This window comes from Streptomyces sp. NPDC055025, from assembly GCF_053608565.1.
Map to the genome: position 1 here is coordinate 64,513 of NZ_JBSGVS010000046.1, position 16,145 is coordinate 80,657.

Genomic DNA, 16,145 nt, shown 5'->3' on the forward strand with positions numbered 1-16,145 from the left:
CCGGAAACCGCACCCGGGCGGGGCACCGGCCGCGAGCGCGCGCGGCGGTGGATCGGCCGCGCGGGAGGGGGAGACCGGTGATAAACGGGCGATCAGCGGTGAAGGTGTGACACATGTGGTGTCCGGATCGAGGTGAGACACCCCGATCCGCCCCCGGGTTCGCAACCGTTGCCTCAGGCAGGAAGAATCAGGGGGCACGGGGCCGTACCTTGGTGGCCCGTACGGGGAGGTGGCAGGCAAGTGGAGCAGCTTACGCAGCACGATCCGAGACGCATCGGCCCTTTCGAGGTGCTGGGGCGGCTCGGGGCCGGCGGCATGGGGCTGGTCTATCTCGCGCGCTCGGCGTCGGGCCGCCGGGTGGCGATCAAGACCGTACGTACCGAGCTTGCCGAGGACCAGCTCTTCCGGGTCCGCTTCACGCGTGAGGTGGAGGCGGCGCGGGCCGTCAGCGGCTTCTACACCGCCGCCGTCGTGGACGCCGATCCCCGGGCCGCGGTGCCCTGGCTGGCCACCGCTTATGTGCCCGCCCCCTCGCTGGAGGAGATGGTCAACGAGTGCGGCCCGATGCCGGCCCAGGGCGTGCGCTGGCTGGCGGCGGGCATCGCCGAGGCGCTCCAGTCGATCCACGGCGCCAATCTCGTCCACCGCGATCTGAAGCCGTCGAACGTCCTGGTGGTGGAGGACGGGCCGCGGGTCATCGACTTCGGTATCGCCTCCGGTGTCTCCAACACCCGGCTCACGATGACCAATGTGGCCGTCGGCACCCCCGCGTACATGTCGCCCGAGCAGGCGCGGGACTCGCGGAGCGTGAAGGGCGCGAGCGATGTCTTCTCGCTCGGTTCGACGCTGGTCTTCGCCGCCACCGGACACGCGCCCTTCCACGGCGCGAACCCGGTCGAGACCGTCTTCATGCTGCTGCGTGAGGGACCGGACCTGGAGGGGCTGCCGGACGAGCTGAGGCCCCTCATCGAGTCGTGCATGCAGATGGACGCCGCACGGCGGCCGTCGCCCGCCGATCTCCAGGCGCAGCTCGCTCCCCATCTCTTCGCCTCGGGCAGCGACGACAGCGGTACGGCGTCGGCGTGGCTGCCGGACCTGGCCACCGCGATGATCGAGCGGCGCAGGGCCGGCGGGCGGGTCCCGGCGGCGGCCGTACGCCCGGCGGAGCCCGCTCCCGTACCGCCGCCGCCCGCGCATCAGCCGCCCAGGCCCGCGCGGGCCCCGGACTGGGACGCGGTCTGGCGCCCGGAGGGCGGTCCGCAGGGTGGCCGGCACGGCGGGCAGCACGACGGCGGGCAGCAGCACGGCGGGGGACAGCACGACGGCGGGCAGCACGGCGGCGGGCAGCACGGCGGGGGCCGTCAGGGCGGTGGCGGTCGCCACGGCGGACGGCCCGAGGCGGCTCCACCCGTACCGTCCGCCTCGTCCGCCCCCGCGGCCCCACCCGTCTCGCCGCCCCGTACGCCTCCCGACGGGCCCGTACGCCTGCCCGGCTCCCCGGTGCCGATCGGGCCCGGCCCCCGGGTCGCGGACACGCGCGCCGCGATCCCCGTGGGCCCAGGAGCCGGCGCGGGTCCCGCCACCGGCTGGATCCGCCCGCCGGCCGGGCTGAACGGTACGGATGCGGTCGGCGGCGCCGCGCCGTCCCCCGCCGCGCCCGCCCTGCCCGCGCCCACCCAGCCCCAGCCGCCCGAGGGAGCGGGCGCCGCGGCCCGCTGGCGGCCCTGGCGGTTCCGGATGTCCAACGACGTCTGGGGCACCCCGGTCGTCGACGGGGATCTGCTCTATGTCACCTCCTTCGAGGTGCACGCGCTGGACGTGGGCACCGGGCGCCGCCAGTTCAAGACCAGGGACGTGGCCTGGGCGATGGCCGTCGCCGGGGGCCGTATCCACGCCTCCGACGGGCCGACGCTGTACGCGCTCGACGGCAAGGACGGCGGCGAGCGCTGGCGGCTGAGGACCGACGCCTGGGTGTACTCCCTCAAGGTCGACCGGGGCACGGTCGTCACCGGTACGCGCGGCGGCGGTGTCCAGGCGTGGGAGGCGTCCACCGGCGAGAAGCTGTGGGAGACCGGCGGCGCCCAGACGGACTTCGAGACGCCCGAGGCCGGGCCCGCGATCTTCGACGGCACGGTGTACGTGTGGAAGGAGGCCCGGCTGCTGGCGCTGGACGCGCGCTCGGGCGCGGAGCTGTGGTCGTATCCCATCGGGGACGCCGCCTCCTGCGGGGGCGTGCCCGTACGGGTGAGGCCCGCCTCCGACGGGCATCTGTACGTCTCCGCCGGTACGCGCGTGCTGTCGGTCGAGATCGGGACCGGCCGGGTGCGCTGGCACTTCGAGGCGCCCGCCGTCTTCCTCTCCCCGCCGGCCTTCGCGCCCGGCCCGGCGGTCACGGGCGGCGGTGTCTATCTCGCCGACTATCTCGGCACGGTGTACGCGCTCGACGCCGCCACCGGCAAGGACCGGTGGCGTATCGCGACGGAGTCCCGCCAGTCGATCGAGCCGGTGCTCGTCGCCGACGGCAATGTGCATGTCGGCAGCGGCAGCGCGCTGTACACGCTGGACGCGGTGACGGGCACGCCCAAGTGGCGCTTCGCGGCGGGCGGCGAGGTCATCGGCGCCCCGGTCGTCGCGGACGGCAGGCTGCACTTCGGCTCGGCCGACCATGTGCTGTACACGCTGGACGCGAGCGGCGGGCAGCTCCGCTGGAAGCTGGCGACGGGCGGTGAGATCACGGGCTCGCCGGTGGCGCGGCGGGGTGTGGTGTACGCGTGCAGCAAGGACCGGTGCGTGTACGCGCTGGACGCGGTGAAGGGGACGGCGACGGGCCGCGGGTCGCGGTAGGCGCGGGCGCGCCGGCGGGTGGGCGTGCTGCTGACGTGGCTGGGTGGTCGTGCTGCTGAGTGGCCGTGCCGCTGACGTGGGCGGGGTGTGCCGCTGCGCGGCGCGGGGCCTCAGTGGCGCGGGGGCGTGTCGTCCCGGCCGTCGTCGCCGGGCCTGTCGACGGGCAGGGACTGGGTGTCGCCGTCCTGTGGGGGCTGCGGCGGCCCGTACTTGTGGGGCCCTTCCCAGGGATGTCCGTACACAGGGGGCTGGTACTGCCCGCCGTACGGCTGTGGCTGCCCGCCGTACCGCTGCCCCTGTTCCTGCTCCTGACCGTACGTCGGGCCGTACTGGTCCGTACCGTACGGATGGGCTCCGTACGGCCCCCAGTCCTCGGCCCGCGGCTCCGGTTGGACGGGCCGCGGCTCCTGGTGGACCGGTTCCGGGTACGGGGTCTCCGGGGCCGGGAACCGCGCGTGGCGACCGCTCATCACCAGCGCGGCCAGAAGGAGCACGATCCCGCCGCCGAGGGCGTACGCGACGCCGAGTCCCAGCCCGGCACCGCCGCTGCTGACGCTCAGCCCGTCCGACACCTGGCCCTGGCGCACCATCCACAGGACCGTGAAGCCCAGCACGATCAGCCCGGCCAGCGCCACCAGCGGCCGTGACCGCAGTACCAGTCCGATCAGGGTGACGAGCGCGGCGAAGGCGAAGGGCAGCAGCAGCGAGACCACGACCGCGGAGCTGGTGGCGGTGATGCCGTTGAACAGGTCGGAGACGCGGTAGTCGTGCCCCCGGCGGCCGTCGAACCAGATGAGGAAGGGGCTCAGTACGGCCGCCGCGGCGGCGGCGAGAGCGAGGATCGAACCGATGATGTTGCGGACCATCGCCGGCCTCCTGACCACGGATGTACGGATCCCGCTCCGGTGCACGACGCTACGCCGGGTACCGGAGGCGCGCCATGTGACGGTGGGGGCGTTGCGGCCGCGCTGTTAAGGTGTCGCGCGCGATTGACAGGTGCATGTGACAACGGGGGAAGGATTCGGCTTTGCTGCGTCGACGTATGAGATTCGCGGCCGTACTGGTCGTGGTGGTGCTGGCCCTGACGGGGTTCTCGTCGGGCAAGGGGAAGAGCAGGGGATCGAGCGGCGGCGGCGGAGGCGGCGGAGGCGGCTGCTCCAGCTCGAAGAAGAGCAACGGCGGGTACGTGGGCGCGGGGGCGGGCTCGGGCTCGGACTACGACTCGGACTACGACTCGGACTACGGCTCCGGCGACGACTACAACGGCTCGTCGAGCGGTTCGACGGCCGACCCGTACGCCACGTCGTCCGACACCGTCCAGGCCCGTGTCGTCACCTGCGTCCGCAGGGCGAGCGGCAAGCGGAAGGCCGTCACCTACGCGACGGTACGCGTGGAGGCGCCCACGGGCACGACGGGCGTCTACGAGATCGACGTCGACTTCGAGGACGCCTCGGGCACGGTCGTCGACTCGGCGGACACGGAAGTGACCCTGGAGAGCGGCGAGTCGAAAACGCTCCGGATCTCGATGGACTTCCCGAAACAGGTGACGCGCGTACGCGCCTGCGAGGCGAGGGCGACGGCCCGGGGCTGACCGCCGCGCCGTGCCGCGCCGTGCCGTGCCGTGCCGGGCGGAGACGGGGCGTCCGGCGGGGCAGGGCGCCGGGCGCGCATGGACAGAGGGGCCGAGCGAAATCGCTCGGCCCCTCTGTCTCTTCCCCCGCTTCCCCCGCTTCCCCCAGGTTCCGCTACGTCCCCCCGTAAGCCGTGCGGCCGCGACGGCTCCCCCTCCGCGCCGCCGCGGCCGCTCCCCGTCGGGAACTGGTCAGGGCTTGGGCGGGGCGGGCGTGTGGTTGTCCATCGTCGTCAGGACTTCCTCCGCCGGCTTCTCGGCCGCTTCCTTGCCCTCCGCCTTGTCCTCGGCGTTGGGGAGTCCGTTCGGCGGAAGGATCGGCGTGTGGTTGTCCATGGTGGTGATCAGTGCCTTCGCGGGCGTGGAAGGCGTGTGGTTGTCCATCGTCTTGATGTCGTCGTTCTTCTCGGTTGTCATGGTTCGACTCCCTTGGTTGGGCACTGGCTTGAGGTCCTCTGTCCGGCGACTCCCCCGGGTGCCGCCGGACAGAGGGTGGGAGGCTCACTCGGACTCCGGTGTCCTCCGGTGATCCGCCTGCCCCCCGACGCGACGGATCGATGGACCGAGCATGGCGGGTAGGCATAAACATTCGATGAACGCCCCGACACGGGGGTTCAAGCGGCGCTGAGCGGGGTGAGAAGCCCTCTCACCTCGGTGGCCTCGGGGGCGTCGACCGTTTCGTACAGCGCGAGCGCCTCGTGCCAGCAGACACGGGCGCGGTCCGTCTGGCCGAGGATCTCCAGCGCCCTGCCGAGCACCGTCAGAACGCCGGCGCGAATACGGTCACCGCCGATGCATCCGAACGCCAGGGCCTGCTCCGCGTGCTGGGCCGCACGCGCCGGCCGCTTGGCCGAGAGATGCGCCTCGGCCATACGGAAGAGGGTCGTTCCCTCCCAGAGCCGCTGGCGGTTCTTCCCGAAGTTCGTCAGCGCCTCGTCCAGCTCGTCCAGCGCCTCCGTGTGACGCCCGGCATGGGTGAGCGCCACTCCCAGAGCGTATCGGGCGTTCGCGAGGCGCACGGTGAGCCCCAGCCGGTCGTATATACCGATGCCTTCCTGGGCGAGGGAGATGGCCTTGGCGGTGCGGCCGAGCGAGAGCTGCGTACGGGAGAGGTTGCACAGGGCGCTCGCCTCACCCGGGACGTTCCGGTCCGCGCGGGAGTCCTCGATCGCCTGGAGCAGATACGACTCCGCGTCCTTGTGCCGCCCCTGGTTGAACGCGATGATGCCCCGGTCGTTGTTGGCCCAGAAGATGGGCGCGGGATCCCCGGCCGCCCGTGCGAGCAGGGTGGCCTGCCGGGCCTCCTCGTCCGCCTCCTCGTAGCGGCCGGCCACCAGATAGACGTTGGTGAGCGTCGTCCGGGCACGTCCCTCGGCACGGGGGTCGCCCATCGCGTGCGCGGCCCGCCGCGCGGAGAGCGCCGCGGATTCGTACTGCTTGGAGTTGGCGCCCGACTCCGCGAGATCCTTCGCCGCCCACAGCAGGTCGACGGCCCGGCGCAGTTGGCGCCCCCGCGCCGCCTGCTGCGCACAGGCCAGTACGCAGTTCGCCTCGGTGTAGAGCCAGTCCAGGGCCCTCTGCCGGTCGGTGAACGGGATGCCGTCGTACGCCGTCGGCTCCAGATGGTCCACCAGACGGTCCCCCGGCCGCTCCAGCGCGTACACCCGGGCCGCCGTCGCCAGATAGAAGTCCAGCAGCCGCGACATCGCCGACTCCCCCTCCGACGGGGGCTGTTCGTCGCGTTCCGCGCAGGCGCGGGCGTAGAGGCGTACGAGGTCGTGGTAGCGGTAGCGGCCAGGGGCCGCGGATTCCAGCAGGGAGGTGTCGACCAGCGACTCCAGCAGGTCCTCGGTGTCCTGGAGGGGCAGGTCCAGGACGGCGGCGGCAGCGGCCAGGGAGAGGTCGGGGCCGTCCGCCAGGCCCAGCAGCCGGAAGGCACGGGCCTGGGCCGGCTCCAGCGCGCCGTAGCCGAGTTCGAACGTCGCCTTGACCGCGAGATCGCCCGCCTGGAGCTCGTCCAGCCGCCGCCGCTCGTCCGCGAGCTTCGCCGCCAGGACCGAGACCGTCCAGGTGCGGCGGGCCGCGAGGCGCGACGCCGCGATGCGGATCGCCAGCGGAAGGAAGCCGCACGCCGCGACCACGTCCAGCGCGGCCTTGCGCTCCGAGGTGACCCGCTCCTCGCCGACGATTCGGGTGAAGAGCTGGAGCGCCTCCTCGGGCGACATCACATCGAGGTCGACGAGATGCGCGCCGGCCAGGTCGACCATCCGTACCCGGCTGGTGACCAGCGCCGCGCACCCCTCCGTACCGGGCAGCAGCGGGCGGACCTGCGCGGCGTCGTGCGCGTTGTCCAGCAGGACGAGGATGCGCCGGCCGTCGAGCGTGGAGCGGTAGAGCGCGGAGCGTTCGTCGAGCGAGTCGGGGATATCGGTGTCGGGTGTGCCCAGCGCCCGCAGGAACGCGCCCAGGACGGTCTCCGGCTCCGCCGCCCGCGCGCCCGCCCCCTGGAGGTCCACGTACAACTGGCCGTCCGGGAAGTGCGATCGCGCCGCGTGCGCGACATGCACCGCCAGCGTCGTCTTGCCGACGCCGCCGATGCCCGCGAGCGCGGAGACGGCCATCACGGATCCCTCGGCGGAGGCGAGCCGGCCGCTCAGTTCCCGTACGAAGGAGGCCCGGCCGGTGAAGTCCGGCACCGTGGCCGGGAGCTGGGCGGGCCGCCGGACGGTGTGGACGGGCGCGGGCTCCTCCACCGGCCGTGCCAGCTCGGCGTCCGCCTGGAGTATGCGCTGCTGGAGCTGGGAGAGTTCGGGGCGCGGGTCGACGCCCAGTTCGTCGGCGAGCAGCCGCCGGGTGTCGGCGTACGCGGCGAGCGCCTCGGCCTGCCGGCCGCTGCGGTAGAGGGCCAGCATCAGCAGCTCGCGCAGCCGTTCGCGCAGCGGGTGCGCGGCGGTGAGCGCGGTCAGCTCGGAGACGGCCTCCGCGTGCCGGCCGACCTCCAGATCGAGATCGAGGCGGGTCTCGGTGAGCTGGAGGCGCCATTCCTCAAGACGGGTGCGCTGGTTGTCGGCGTAGGGGCCGGGTACGGAGGCGAGCGCCTCGCCGTCCCACAGCCCCAGCGACTTGTTGATCAGGGTCCGGGCCAGATAGCGGTCACCGGCGGCGCGCGCCTTGTCCGCGTCCGCGGCCAGCTCCTGGGCCACGTTCAGATCGAGGGAGTCGGACCGGGTCCGCAGGGCGTAACCGCCGGCCTCGGTGATCAGTACGCCGGGGCTGAGCACCTTGCGCAGCCGGGAGGCGTACGTCCGTACGGCGGCGAGCGCCTGCGAGGGCGGTTCGTCGCCCCAGAGCGCGTCGATCAGCTCACCGGCGGTCGCGGTGCGGCCGTCACGCATCAGCAGGGCGACGAGCAGGGCGCGTTGCTGGGGCGACCCGGACGGCAGCGTCTCGCCGCCGCGCCAGGCGCGTACGGGTCCGAGCACGCTGAAGCGCAGTTCCGCGGTGTCCCCCGGCACGCCCGGAGCCCGCTGCTCCGGTACGCGCGGCCCGCCGTCACGGTCCATAGCTCCCCCTGCTCCCGGTGCTGCCGGTATCGCCCTCGACAGTCTGCCTTGTCGGAGGCGGATCGTCAGCAGTGAGTGAGGGTCTGCACAAGGCTTCGACAGGATCGGCGCGGCCGTGGCGGAGACGGAGGCCGGGGGCGCGGAAGGAACGCCACCGGTTCGCGTGACCGGAAGACGCCCGGCATGGGACGGACGGCCGCGTGCGTCCAAGGCGCCTCGACGCGTGCGTTCAACGCGTGCACGCGCCGGTCGTGCCGGAGACGTCGGCGGCCGTCCACTACGCGTACGCCCTGGAACGGTGGATCGGCGGCTACGAGCCCTGGCAGCGCCGGAGCCCGCGCCACCAGGACGCCTTCGCCCGGCGCCCTCCCCGGGAGCGGTGGGCCTTCGAGACGGGCGGAAAGGATTCCTGAGGCCGGACGCCGCCGGAACCAGCACCGCAGGACCCACCGGACAGGACCTAGGCCCTGTCCGGCCGGTCTTCGCGGGCCCGGAACGCCTGGCACGGCACCTCGCCGCGTTGTCGGAGTCGCCCGAGTACGTCCAGTACACGGGCGATCCTCCGCCTTGCGATGTACCGCACCAGCCGCCCCGGGCTGATCCACGAAGATCGACCGGACAGGGCCTAGTCGAGCCAGAGCACGATCCCGGTCAGGTCGTTGAGCACGGCCGCGACGCCCGCTCTGATGGCGGCCGAGCAGCGCGCGCCGGTGAACGAGGCGGGGTCGTACGTCGAGGACGCGCCGAGCCCCTCGCCACGGAACGACGCGCCGGACCAGTCGACCGCCGTGACATTGCCGGTGGGCTCGGCCAGCTCCGCGCCCACGACGAGGAACGGCTGTGACAGGTGGTTGGGGGTGACCATCGCGAGGGGGTCGATCAGGTCGTTGCCCGCGCTGACGATGAGGTCGGGGCGCATGTCCATGGCTTCGGTGATGCTGGGTATGAAGTCGTGCGGGTTGTCGGCGGCCACCGTTCTGAGGTCGACGTGCTCCTCCTCGGCCCAGTCCTCGACCGCCTTCACCAGGGCCTTGGTCGGACGGTCGTCGCCGGCGGTGAGCAGGACCACGCGGTAGTCCTCCGACGGGTGGACCCCGGTCCAGGAGCCGGGCCGCGGCGTCGCGGTCGCCTCCGGAGCGAGCGGGACGGAGGGGTCGACGAACCCCGGGCCGAGAGTGCCGACGGCGCTGGGCGCGGGACGCGGCTGTGACCAGTCGTCGCCGGAGCTGCATCCGGTGACCAGGGCGGCTGCCGCGGCCAGGGTGGCAGCGGCCCGAAGGTGGGGGCGCAAGGCGATCGTCCTCCGAGTGGTGGTGGCGAGTGGTGGTGGCGGGTGATGGGGACAGGACGCCTACATCCTGCTATCCCGGCTTCTGTCGTCTTCATCCACGGGTGTCGTTCTCGCGGTTGTTTTTCCGCTCTTCGTCATTTGGCTGGTTCCCGTTCATCCGTGACATGCACCGTGCACTGGCAACCTGAAGGAGCCAGCCACATGTCACAACGCCTCCGCCGCGCCCTCGTCGGGGTCACCGCCGCGGTGATCGCTCTCCTGAGCTTCGGTCCGTCGGCGCAGGCCCATGGATTCACCTCGACCGTATATGCCGACGTCACCTCGGGTGAAGGGGGGCATATGCGAACGAAACTACGGCTTGAGTACGACCTGTTCGTCGTGTCCGCCGCCGACTCCGAAGGCGACGACCCTCTCTTCCGGTCGGGGAACGGGGCGTTCGAGGCGGGTGACACCGGTGCCCAGGCCGCGGCGCTCAACACCCACGCCGAGTCGGCCGTCTCGTATGTCACCAAGCGCTTTTCGGTCACCTCGAACGGAGCGGCCTGCGCGCCGACCCGGGTCGGCGACTTCACTATGGGCCGGCAGGAGGGCGTACCGTACGCCGGGCTGCTGCTCGACTGGGCCTGTCCCGAGGGGGGCGCCGACCCCGAGGTGCGCAGCACGCTGTTCCCCGACGCCGAGACGTATGTCAAGGGCACCAAGACGATCGTCACCTACGAGATCGACGGCCGCTCGGGCAGCGCCGCGCTCGACGCCGCCCATCCGTCCTTCTCGATGGGGCAGGCGTGGTACGAGCGGTTCTGGGAGTTCTTCCGGCTGGGCGCCGAGCATCTGCTGGGCGGGATCGACCACATCCTGTTCCTGCTGGCGCTCATCGCGGGGTCGCGGCGGCTGCGTGAGATCGTGCTCGCGGCCACGAGTTTCACCCTGGCGCACTCGGTGACGTTCATGCTCGCGGCCCTCGGTCTGGTCGACGTGCCCTCGAAGGTCGTGGAGCCCGTCATCGCGCTGTCGATCGCCGTGGTCGCGGGCTGGTACCTCTGGCAGATCCGGCGGGGCGGCGGCCGTGCCGCCGAGCTCGACCTCGACGGGGCGGCGGGACGCGGTCACTTCAGCCTGGACCGTGCGGGCTGGCTCCGTCTCGGGGTCGTGTTCTGCTTCGGCCTCGTGCACGGCCTGGGCTTCGCGGGCGCGCTGGGAATCGACGAGGCGTTCTCGTGGACCCTGCTGTGGTCCCTGCTGGTGTTCAACGTCGGTATCGAGGCCGTGCAGTTGACCATCATCGCCCTTGTCTTCCCGCTGCTGACCCTGCTCCGGCGCCGTGCGCCGACGACCGGTCTCTGGGTGACCGGTGTGATCTCCGCGGGTGTGTCCGTCATGGGACTGGTGTGGTTCGCGCAGCGGCTGTTCGGACTGTGAGACCGGAGCCATCCCCTCCGGAAGGCCAGAAGTTCAGCTGGCCCGAAGTTCCCATTTATCTCCGGTTCACCATGGACCGCGAGGTTTTGATTCCCAATACATCCACCCATGTGGGTAAAAGGAACGTAAACTGATGAGATCTAGACCTTCGACACAGGCCTCCGGGCTTGTGCGGCGTCGCGTGGCCACCGGGGTCACCGCGGCAGTTCTGGGCCTGAGCGTGGCCCTCGGCAGCGGAATGGCGTCCCCCGCCGCCGCCGCCGACCCCGCGTCGCTCACCGGCATCATCCTCGGTGTGGGCGCCAACGAGACCCAGCGCACGGTGACCTGGTACTCCTCGGCCGACACCGCGCAGAAGCTCCAGGTCGCCCCGACCGCGGCGCTCGTCAACGGCGAGTTCCCGGCCGACGCCGCGACCTTCGACGCCATCGGCGGCGCGAACATCGCCACCAGCGGTGGCTTCAACCGCCACGCGACCATCACCGGCCTGAAGGAGAACACGCAGTACTCCTACCGCGTCGGCTCCGAGGGCAACTGGTCCACGGGCTACTCCTTCAAGACGCAGGACTTCGAGGGCGACTACGACTTCCTGTTCTACGGCGACCCGCAGATCGGCTCGTCCGGCGACCTGGCGAAGGACCAGGCCGGCTGGCAGGACACCGTGGACGTCTCGCTGGCGGCCAACCCGAACGCCGAACTCCTGGTGTCGGGCGGCGACCAGGTCGAGACCGCCAACAACGAGTCCCAGTGGAACTCCTTCCTGGCACCCGACAAGCTGCGCCAGTACCCCTGGGCCGCCACCATCGGCAACCACGACGTCGGTGGCAAGGCCTACGAGCAGCACTTCTCCACCCCGAACACGGACCGTTCGGCCCCGCTGTACTCCAACGGGAACCCGGCGTCCAACACCTCCGGCGGTGACTACTGGTACATCTACAAGGATGTCCTGTTCATCGACCTCAACAGCAACAGCTACGCCACCTCGCAGGGTGGCGGCGGCGACGCGGCGCACCTCGCCTACGTCACCGACGTCATCAACAAGCACGGCGCCGAGGCCAAGTGGAAGGTGCTCACCTACCACCACGCGATCTACTCGCCGGCCGACCACGCCAAGGACTCCGACAACAAGGTCCGCCGGGTCGACTTCCCGACGACCTTCTCCAAGCTCGGTGTCGACCTGGTTCTCCAGGGCCACGACCACAGCTACTCGCGCAGCTACCTGATCAAGAACGGCGAGAAGGCGAACCCGGCCGAGCAGCCCGGCGCCTCCGACGTGTACGCCGGTCCCGGCGGTGTCCTCTACGTGACGGGGAACTCCGCCTCGGGCTCGAAGTACTACGACATCACGAAGCCGGACAGCAGCGGCACGAGCGGCGCCGGCAACGGTGCGGACCCGCTGAACCCGGACAGCTACTGGTACAACTCGGTTCAGAACCAGGAGCACGTCCGCACCTACGTCAAGGTCCAGGTGCGCAGCGACAAGCTCGTCGTCGAGAACGTCCGCAGTGGCACCTGTGCCGCTCCGAACGCCTCGGTGGAGAAGGGCAACTGGTGCAACAACACCCCTGAGGGCCAGCCGGTCGGCTCGCTCGTCGACAAGGTGACCGTGCACCCGTTCCACGGCGACGGCCAGGACCTCCAGGTCAACGTGCCGAACGCCGCTCCGGGCGAGTTCGGCTGGACGATCGACGGCTACAACGGCCTGGTCGACCTCGGCACCGCCGAGGAGCAGGGCGGCAACCGCTTCGAGGCGGACGGCAAGATCAACCCGATCGTCGTCTCGGACACCCGCCGCTCGCTCGCTCCCTGGTCGATCTCGGCCAACGTGAGCGACTTCAAGGACGCCGACAAGACGTTCTCCGGCTCCTACCTCGGCTGGACGCCGCGGGTGCTGGTGAACGGCGCGGGCTCCAAGGCCGGCGTGTCGGTTGCCTCCAGCTACGACGACCAGGGCCAGGGCCTGTCGGTCTCGCGCGGCCTCGGTTCGGCCGAGCAGGGCCACGCCCGGGGTACGGCCAAGCTGGGCGCCGACCTGGGTCTGAAGATCCCGGACAGCGTCGAGAAGGGTGGCTACCGCGCCACTCTCACGATCACTGCGCTGAGCAGCTGATCTGACCCGTTCCACCTGGCGGGGCAGGCGCCTTCGGGTGACCTGCCCCGCCTCCCGTTCCAGGAGAACCCCGACATGCACACGCCCGTTACGCGCCGCACGACCGGCGTCACCGCCCTCGTCCGTACCGTCGCCCTGCCCCTGCTCATGGCCCTCGCGGGCGCCGGCCTGTGGTCCGCCCCCGCTCAGGCCGCCGACGGCGATGTCACCTGGACGGTCAGGACGGCCGCGAACGGGTACGGCGACGACCGGTCCAGCTACAGCTATGCCGTCAACCCCGGTGGCCAGGTCAAGGACACCATGGTCGTCACCAACCGCAGCAAGTCCCCGCTCGAACTCGCGGTCTACGCCGCCGACGGCTTCACGACCGACACGGGCCAACTCGACCTGCTGACCAAGGACAAGAAGTCCGTCGGCATCGGCGCCTGGGTCCACGCCGCCCGCGACAGCGTCGTGATCAAGCCCGGCAAGTCCGCCGAAGTCCCCTTCACGGTCGGCGTTCCCGGCAACGCCACGCCCGGCGACTACGTGGGCGGCATCCTCACCTCCCTCAAGCAGTCCGACGAGGCCGAGGGCATCAACGTCGACCGGCGCCTCGGTATCCGGGTCAAGCTGCGGGTCAGCGGCGAGCTCAAGCCGAAGCTCGCGATCGAGGACCTCCACGTGGACCACACCGGCTCGTCCAACCCGTTCGGCAAGGGCGACGCCACCGTCACCTACACGATCCACAACACCGGCAACGCCATCCTGTCGGGCAAGCAGACCGTTTCGGTCTCGGGCCCGTTCGGCTGGCTGAAGGCCGAAGCCGGCGACATCGCCCCGCCGCCGGACCTCCTCCCGGGCGAGAGCTGGAAGACCAAGGTGCCCGTCCACGGCGTGGCGTCCGCGGTCAGCCTGACCGCGACCGCGACCCTCACCCCCGTGCTCACCGACGCGTCGGGCTCCACCACCTCGCTCAAGCCGGTCGAGGCGACGGCACACGGCTGGGCCGTCCCCTGGACGCTGCTGATCCTGCTCGTCGTACTGATCGCGGCCGCCGTCGCCGCACTCCTCCTCACCCGCCGCACCCGCGCCCGCCGCAAACTCCGCGAGGACGCCCGCGTACAGAACGCCGTCGAACAGGCGCTCCGCGACAAGGAGCAGGCGCGCCAGAACTGACGGCACACACAGTCCGACGGCAGCCCGGCCGCCGCCGCTGCCGGGTCCGCTGTCGGCAGAGCGGTTCCAGCACGTACGGTTGCCCTTCGTAGTGGTTCGACCACAGGCTGCGGAGGGTGTGTCCGGTGGCGGAGATCGACAAGATCATCGGCGATCGCATCGAAAGAGGGCGGCGGCGCAGAGGTCTGTATCAGCGTGAACTCGCCGCCGCGGTCGACCGGTCCGAGTCGTGGGTGGGCCAAGTGGAGCGCGGAGTGATCCCGCTGGACAGCGTGAGTCTGGCTGAGCGGATGGCCCAGGCGCTGGGCCTGACCGTGGATCACATCCTGGCGTTTGATGTCCGATACGCCGGAGCCGATGTGATGGCACAGTCATCCAGATCACATATGCCTTCCCCGCCTTCGGCACTCGCGGTGCCGTCCGATCCGGAAAGCTCTGAGACTGTGCTTCGACGTAGCTTCGCCCTCGGCTCCCTGGCGGGTCTGACCGCTGCCGTCGCCGGCCTGTCTCCTGACGCCCGGGCTCAGGTCCACCGGTCGCGGAGTGGCACCGTGGACCAGGCGACGGTGGACGAGTTACGGTCCATCGGCGCCGGCTACCGCAGGTCGTACAAGTCCTTCCCGGCCTCCGCGCTCGTCCCGGTCGCCCATGGACAGCTTCAGTTGGTGACCTCGCTCAAGCCGAAGACCCAGCCCGCTCAACTGCGCACCTCGCTTCTGGCCCACATGGCCGAGATGGCGGCGCTCGCGGCGGTCCTGCTGTCGCTGGACCTGGGCGATCAAGAACAGGCCGATGCGTACATGGACCTGGGCTTCCAGATCGCCAGGGAGATCGGCAGCGTGGAGTTGTCCGCGCTGATCCTCGCCGGCCGGGCCTTCGGCACGTCGTACGGCGGCGATCCCGACGGTGGCCTGGACTATGCGCTCGCCGCAGTGGACGCCGCCGAGCGCGGGGCGTCGGTACGGATGCGGGCGTGGACGAACGCGGTCGCCTCGGAGATGTATTCCTCCACCGGCGACGAGCACGGCTTCCGGACCTCGATCGAAGCTTCGCGCTCTCTGCTGTCCGGCTCTTTGGACGACGAACGCTGGGGCGGAATCGCCTGGTTCGACCTGTCCAAAGCAGACGCCTACGAGGGAAGCGACCTGGTGCGGCTCGGCCGCTACGAGGAGGCCCTGCCATCTCTCGACCAGGCGATCGACCGGCTGTCGCCGGAGATGCTGCGGCATCGCTGTACCGCGTTCATTTCCCGTGCGGAGGCGCATGCCGGAGCCGGGCACGTCGGCCAGGCTTGCGAGGACGGTCATGCCGCTCTGGACCTGGTCGAGCAGGTCCAGCACGGCGAGACGCTGCGGCGCGTCACGGAACTTCACCGCACCTTGCGGGGAAGCGGGACCGTGGAGACGCGCAGCCTGAGCGAGCACCTGATCGAGACGCGGACCCAGTTGAAGGCCGCCAGGAGTGCGATGTGAGCCGCCGTACGGGACTGATCCTCGACTTCGGCGGGGTGCTGACCACCAGCGTGGCCGCGTGCGCGCTCGCCTTCGACCGGCGGGCGGGTCTGCCGGAGGGCACCTTCTTGTCCGTCATCGCCAAGGATCCGCAAGGCGCCGCCTTGTACGCGGACCTGGAGCGCGGAGCGATCAGCCAGGTTCAGTGGAACGAGCGCACGGCCGCGCTGCTCGGCATTGACGGCACCAATCTGCTCGGCCGTGTCCTGGAGGACCTGCACCCGGAGCCGTCGGTGATCGCCGCGGCTCAGGCGGCCCGAGCCGCGGGGGTCAAGGTCGGGATCTTCTCCAACAGCCTGGGTGCGGAGCCGTACGACGTCTACGGCGGCTATGACCTGGCCGCGAACTACGACGCGGTGCTGATCTCCGAGGACTACAGGATGCGCAAGCCCGACCCGGAGCTCTACCGGATCGTGCTCGGACTGATGGACCTGCCGGGCGAGGCGTGCGTGTTCGTCGATGACACCGCCCGCAACCTCCCGCCCGCCGAGGAACTCGGCATCGCCGCCATCCTCGCCGAGAACCCGGCGGACACGATCGCGCGGATGGAAGCCGTCCTCGGCATCCCACTCACCGAGCAGGTCTAGACCGACCCGCAGCCGGGTTGCGGGCCCGCAAC

12 protein-coding genes are annotated in these 16,145 nt (G+C 71.1%); 8 read left to right on the forward strand and 4 right to left on the reverse strand.

Features of this window, described 5'->3' with window-relative positions; all coding sequences use genetic code 11:
• Positions 1 to 240 precede the first annotated feature (240 nt).
• Positions 241 to 2,844 carry an outer membrane protein assembly factor BamB family protein gene (locus ACWGDX_RS26470; protein ID WP_453629411.1) on the forward strand — a complete coding sequence of 868 codons (2,604 nt, stop codon included), beginning with the start codon at positions 241 to 243 and terminating at the stop codon, positions 2,842 to 2,844.
• A 110-nt stretch (positions 2,845 to 2,954) separates the two neighbouring features.
• On the opposite strand, the gene ACWGDX_RS26475 is transcribed toward ACWGDX_RS26470, so the two are convergent.
• Positions 2,955 to 3,710: a hypothetical protein gene (locus tag ACWGDX_RS26475; RefSeq protein ID WP_453629412.1), complete on the reverse strand. Its 756-nt coding sequence runs from the start codon at positions 3,708 to 3,710 to the stop codon at positions 2,955 to 2,957.
• Between the two features lie 161 nt (positions 3,711 to 3,871).
• Here ACWGDX_RS26475 and ACWGDX_RS26480 point away from each other — a divergent pair, with 161 nt between their 5' ends.
• Complete coding sequence (locus tag ACWGDX_RS26480; protein WP_453629414.1) at positions 3,872 to 4,435, forward strand: hypothetical protein; 564 nt, start codon at positions 3,872 to 3,874, stop codon at positions 4,433 to 4,435.
• A gap of 231 nt (positions 4,436 to 4,666) precedes the next feature.
• Here the strand turns inward: ACWGDX_RS26480 and ACWGDX_RS26485 are convergent, their stop codons facing one another.
• Both ACWGDX_RS26485 and ACWGDX_RS26490 read right to left on the reverse strand, forming a co-directional pair.
• Positions 4,667 to 4,891, reverse strand: a complete 225-nt coding sequence (locus ACWGDX_RS26485; protein WP_382862880.1) for a hypothetical protein — start codon at positions 4,889 to 4,891, stop codon at positions 4,667 to 4,669.
• Positions 4,892 to 5,088: 197 nt separating this feature from the next.
• Positions 5,089 to 8,037 (reverse strand): AfsR/SARP family transcriptional regulator, encoded by a 2,949-nt coding sequence (locus tag ACWGDX_RS26490; RefSeq protein ID WP_453629416.1) that lies wholly within the window; start codon positions 8,035 to 8,037, stop codon positions 5,089 to 5,091.
• A gap of 236 nt (positions 8,038 to 8,273) precedes the next feature.
• On the opposite strand from ACWGDX_RS26490, the gene ACWGDX_RS26495 reads away from it, so the two are divergent.
• Positions 8,274 to 8,450, forward strand: coding sequence for a hypothetical protein (locus tag ACWGDX_RS26495; RefSeq protein WP_453629418.1), 177 nt, complete (start codon positions 8,274 to 8,276; stop codon positions 8,448 to 8,450).
• A 212-nt stretch (positions 8,451 to 8,662) separates the two neighbouring features.
• On the opposite strand, the gene ACWGDX_RS26500 is transcribed toward ACWGDX_RS26495, so the two are convergent.
• Positions 8,663 to 9,328, reverse strand: a complete 666-nt coding sequence (locus tag ACWGDX_RS26500) for a hypothetical protein (protein ID WP_453629420.1) — start codon at positions 9,326 to 9,328, stop codon at positions 8,663 to 8,665.
• A gap of 201 nt (positions 9,329 to 9,529) precedes the next feature.
• Here ACWGDX_RS26500 and ACWGDX_RS26505 point away from each other — a divergent pair, with 201 nt between their 5' ends.
• The 5 genes from ACWGDX_RS26505 to ACWGDX_RS26525 all read left to right on the forward strand — a co-directional run bounded on the left by ACWGDX_RS26505 (position 9,530) and on the right by ACWGDX_RS26525 (position 16,113).
• Positions 9,530 to 10,747: a HupE/UreJ family protein gene (locus ACWGDX_RS26505; protein WP_453629422.1), complete on the forward strand. Its 1,218-nt coding sequence runs from the start codon at positions 9,530 to 9,532 to the stop codon at positions 10,745 to 10,747.
• Between the two features lie 133 nt (positions 10,748 to 10,880).
• Positions 10,881 to 12,857: a fibronectin type III domain-containing protein gene (locus ACWGDX_RS26510; RefSeq protein WP_453629423.1), complete on the forward strand. Its 1,977-nt coding sequence runs from the start codon at positions 10,881 to 10,883 to the stop codon at positions 12,855 to 12,857.
• Positions 12,858 to 12,932: 75 nt separating this feature from the next.
• Positions 12,933 to 14,015 carry a WxL protein peptidoglycan domain-containing protein gene (locus ACWGDX_RS26515; RefSeq protein WP_453629425.1) on the forward strand — a complete coding sequence of 361 codons (1,083 nt, stop codon included), beginning with the start codon at positions 12,933 to 12,935 and terminating at the stop codon, positions 14,013 to 14,015.
• 125 nt (positions 14,016 to 14,140) lie between these two features.
• The gene (locus tag ACWGDX_RS26520) at positions 14,141 to 15,487 is read left to right on the forward strand and encodes a helix-turn-helix domain-containing protein (RefSeq protein ID WP_453629427.1); all 1,347 of its coding nucleotides are present in this window, start codon (positions 14,141 to 14,143) and stop codon (positions 15,485 to 15,487) included.
• Positions 15,484 to 16,113 carry an HAD-IA family hydrolase gene (locus ACWGDX_RS26525; protein ID WP_453629429.1) on the forward strand — a complete coding sequence of 210 codons (630 nt, stop codon included), beginning with the start codon at positions 15,484 to 15,486 and terminating at the stop codon, positions 16,111 to 16,113. Before ACWGDX_RS26520 ends, ACWGDX_RS26525 begins: the two co-directional genes overlap by 4 nt.
• The last annotated feature ends 32 nt before the right edge of the window (positions 16,114 to 16,145 follow it).

What these genes read in the sequence shown, in the direction of transcription:
- ACWGDX_RS26490 (WP_453629416.1), bottom strand. Translation starts at nt 8,037, where the DNA reads ATGGACCGTGACGGCGGGCCGCGCGTACCGGAGCAGCGGGCTCCGGGC.
- ACWGDX_RS26485 (WP_382862880.1), bottom strand. Translation starts at nt 4,891, where the DNA reads ATGACAACCGAGAAGAACGACGACATCAAGACGATGGACAACCACACG.
- ACWGDX_RS26515 (WP_453629425.1), top strand. Translation starts at nt 12,933, where the DNA reads ATGCACACGCCCGTTACGCGCCGCACGACCGGCGTCACCGCCCTCGTC.
- ACWGDX_RS26475 (WP_453629412.1), bottom strand. Translation starts at nt 3,710, where the DNA reads ATGGTCCGCAACATCATCGGTTCGATCCTCGCTCTCGCCGCCGCCGCG.
- ACWGDX_RS26510 (WP_453629423.1), top strand. Translation starts at nt 10,881, where the DNA reads ATGAGATCTAGACCTTCGACACAGGCCTCCGGGCTTGTGCGGCGTCGC.
- ACWGDX_RS26505 (WP_453629422.1), top strand. Translation starts at nt 9,530, where the DNA reads ATGTCACAACGCCTCCGCCGCGCCCTCGTCGGGGTCACCGCCGCGGTG.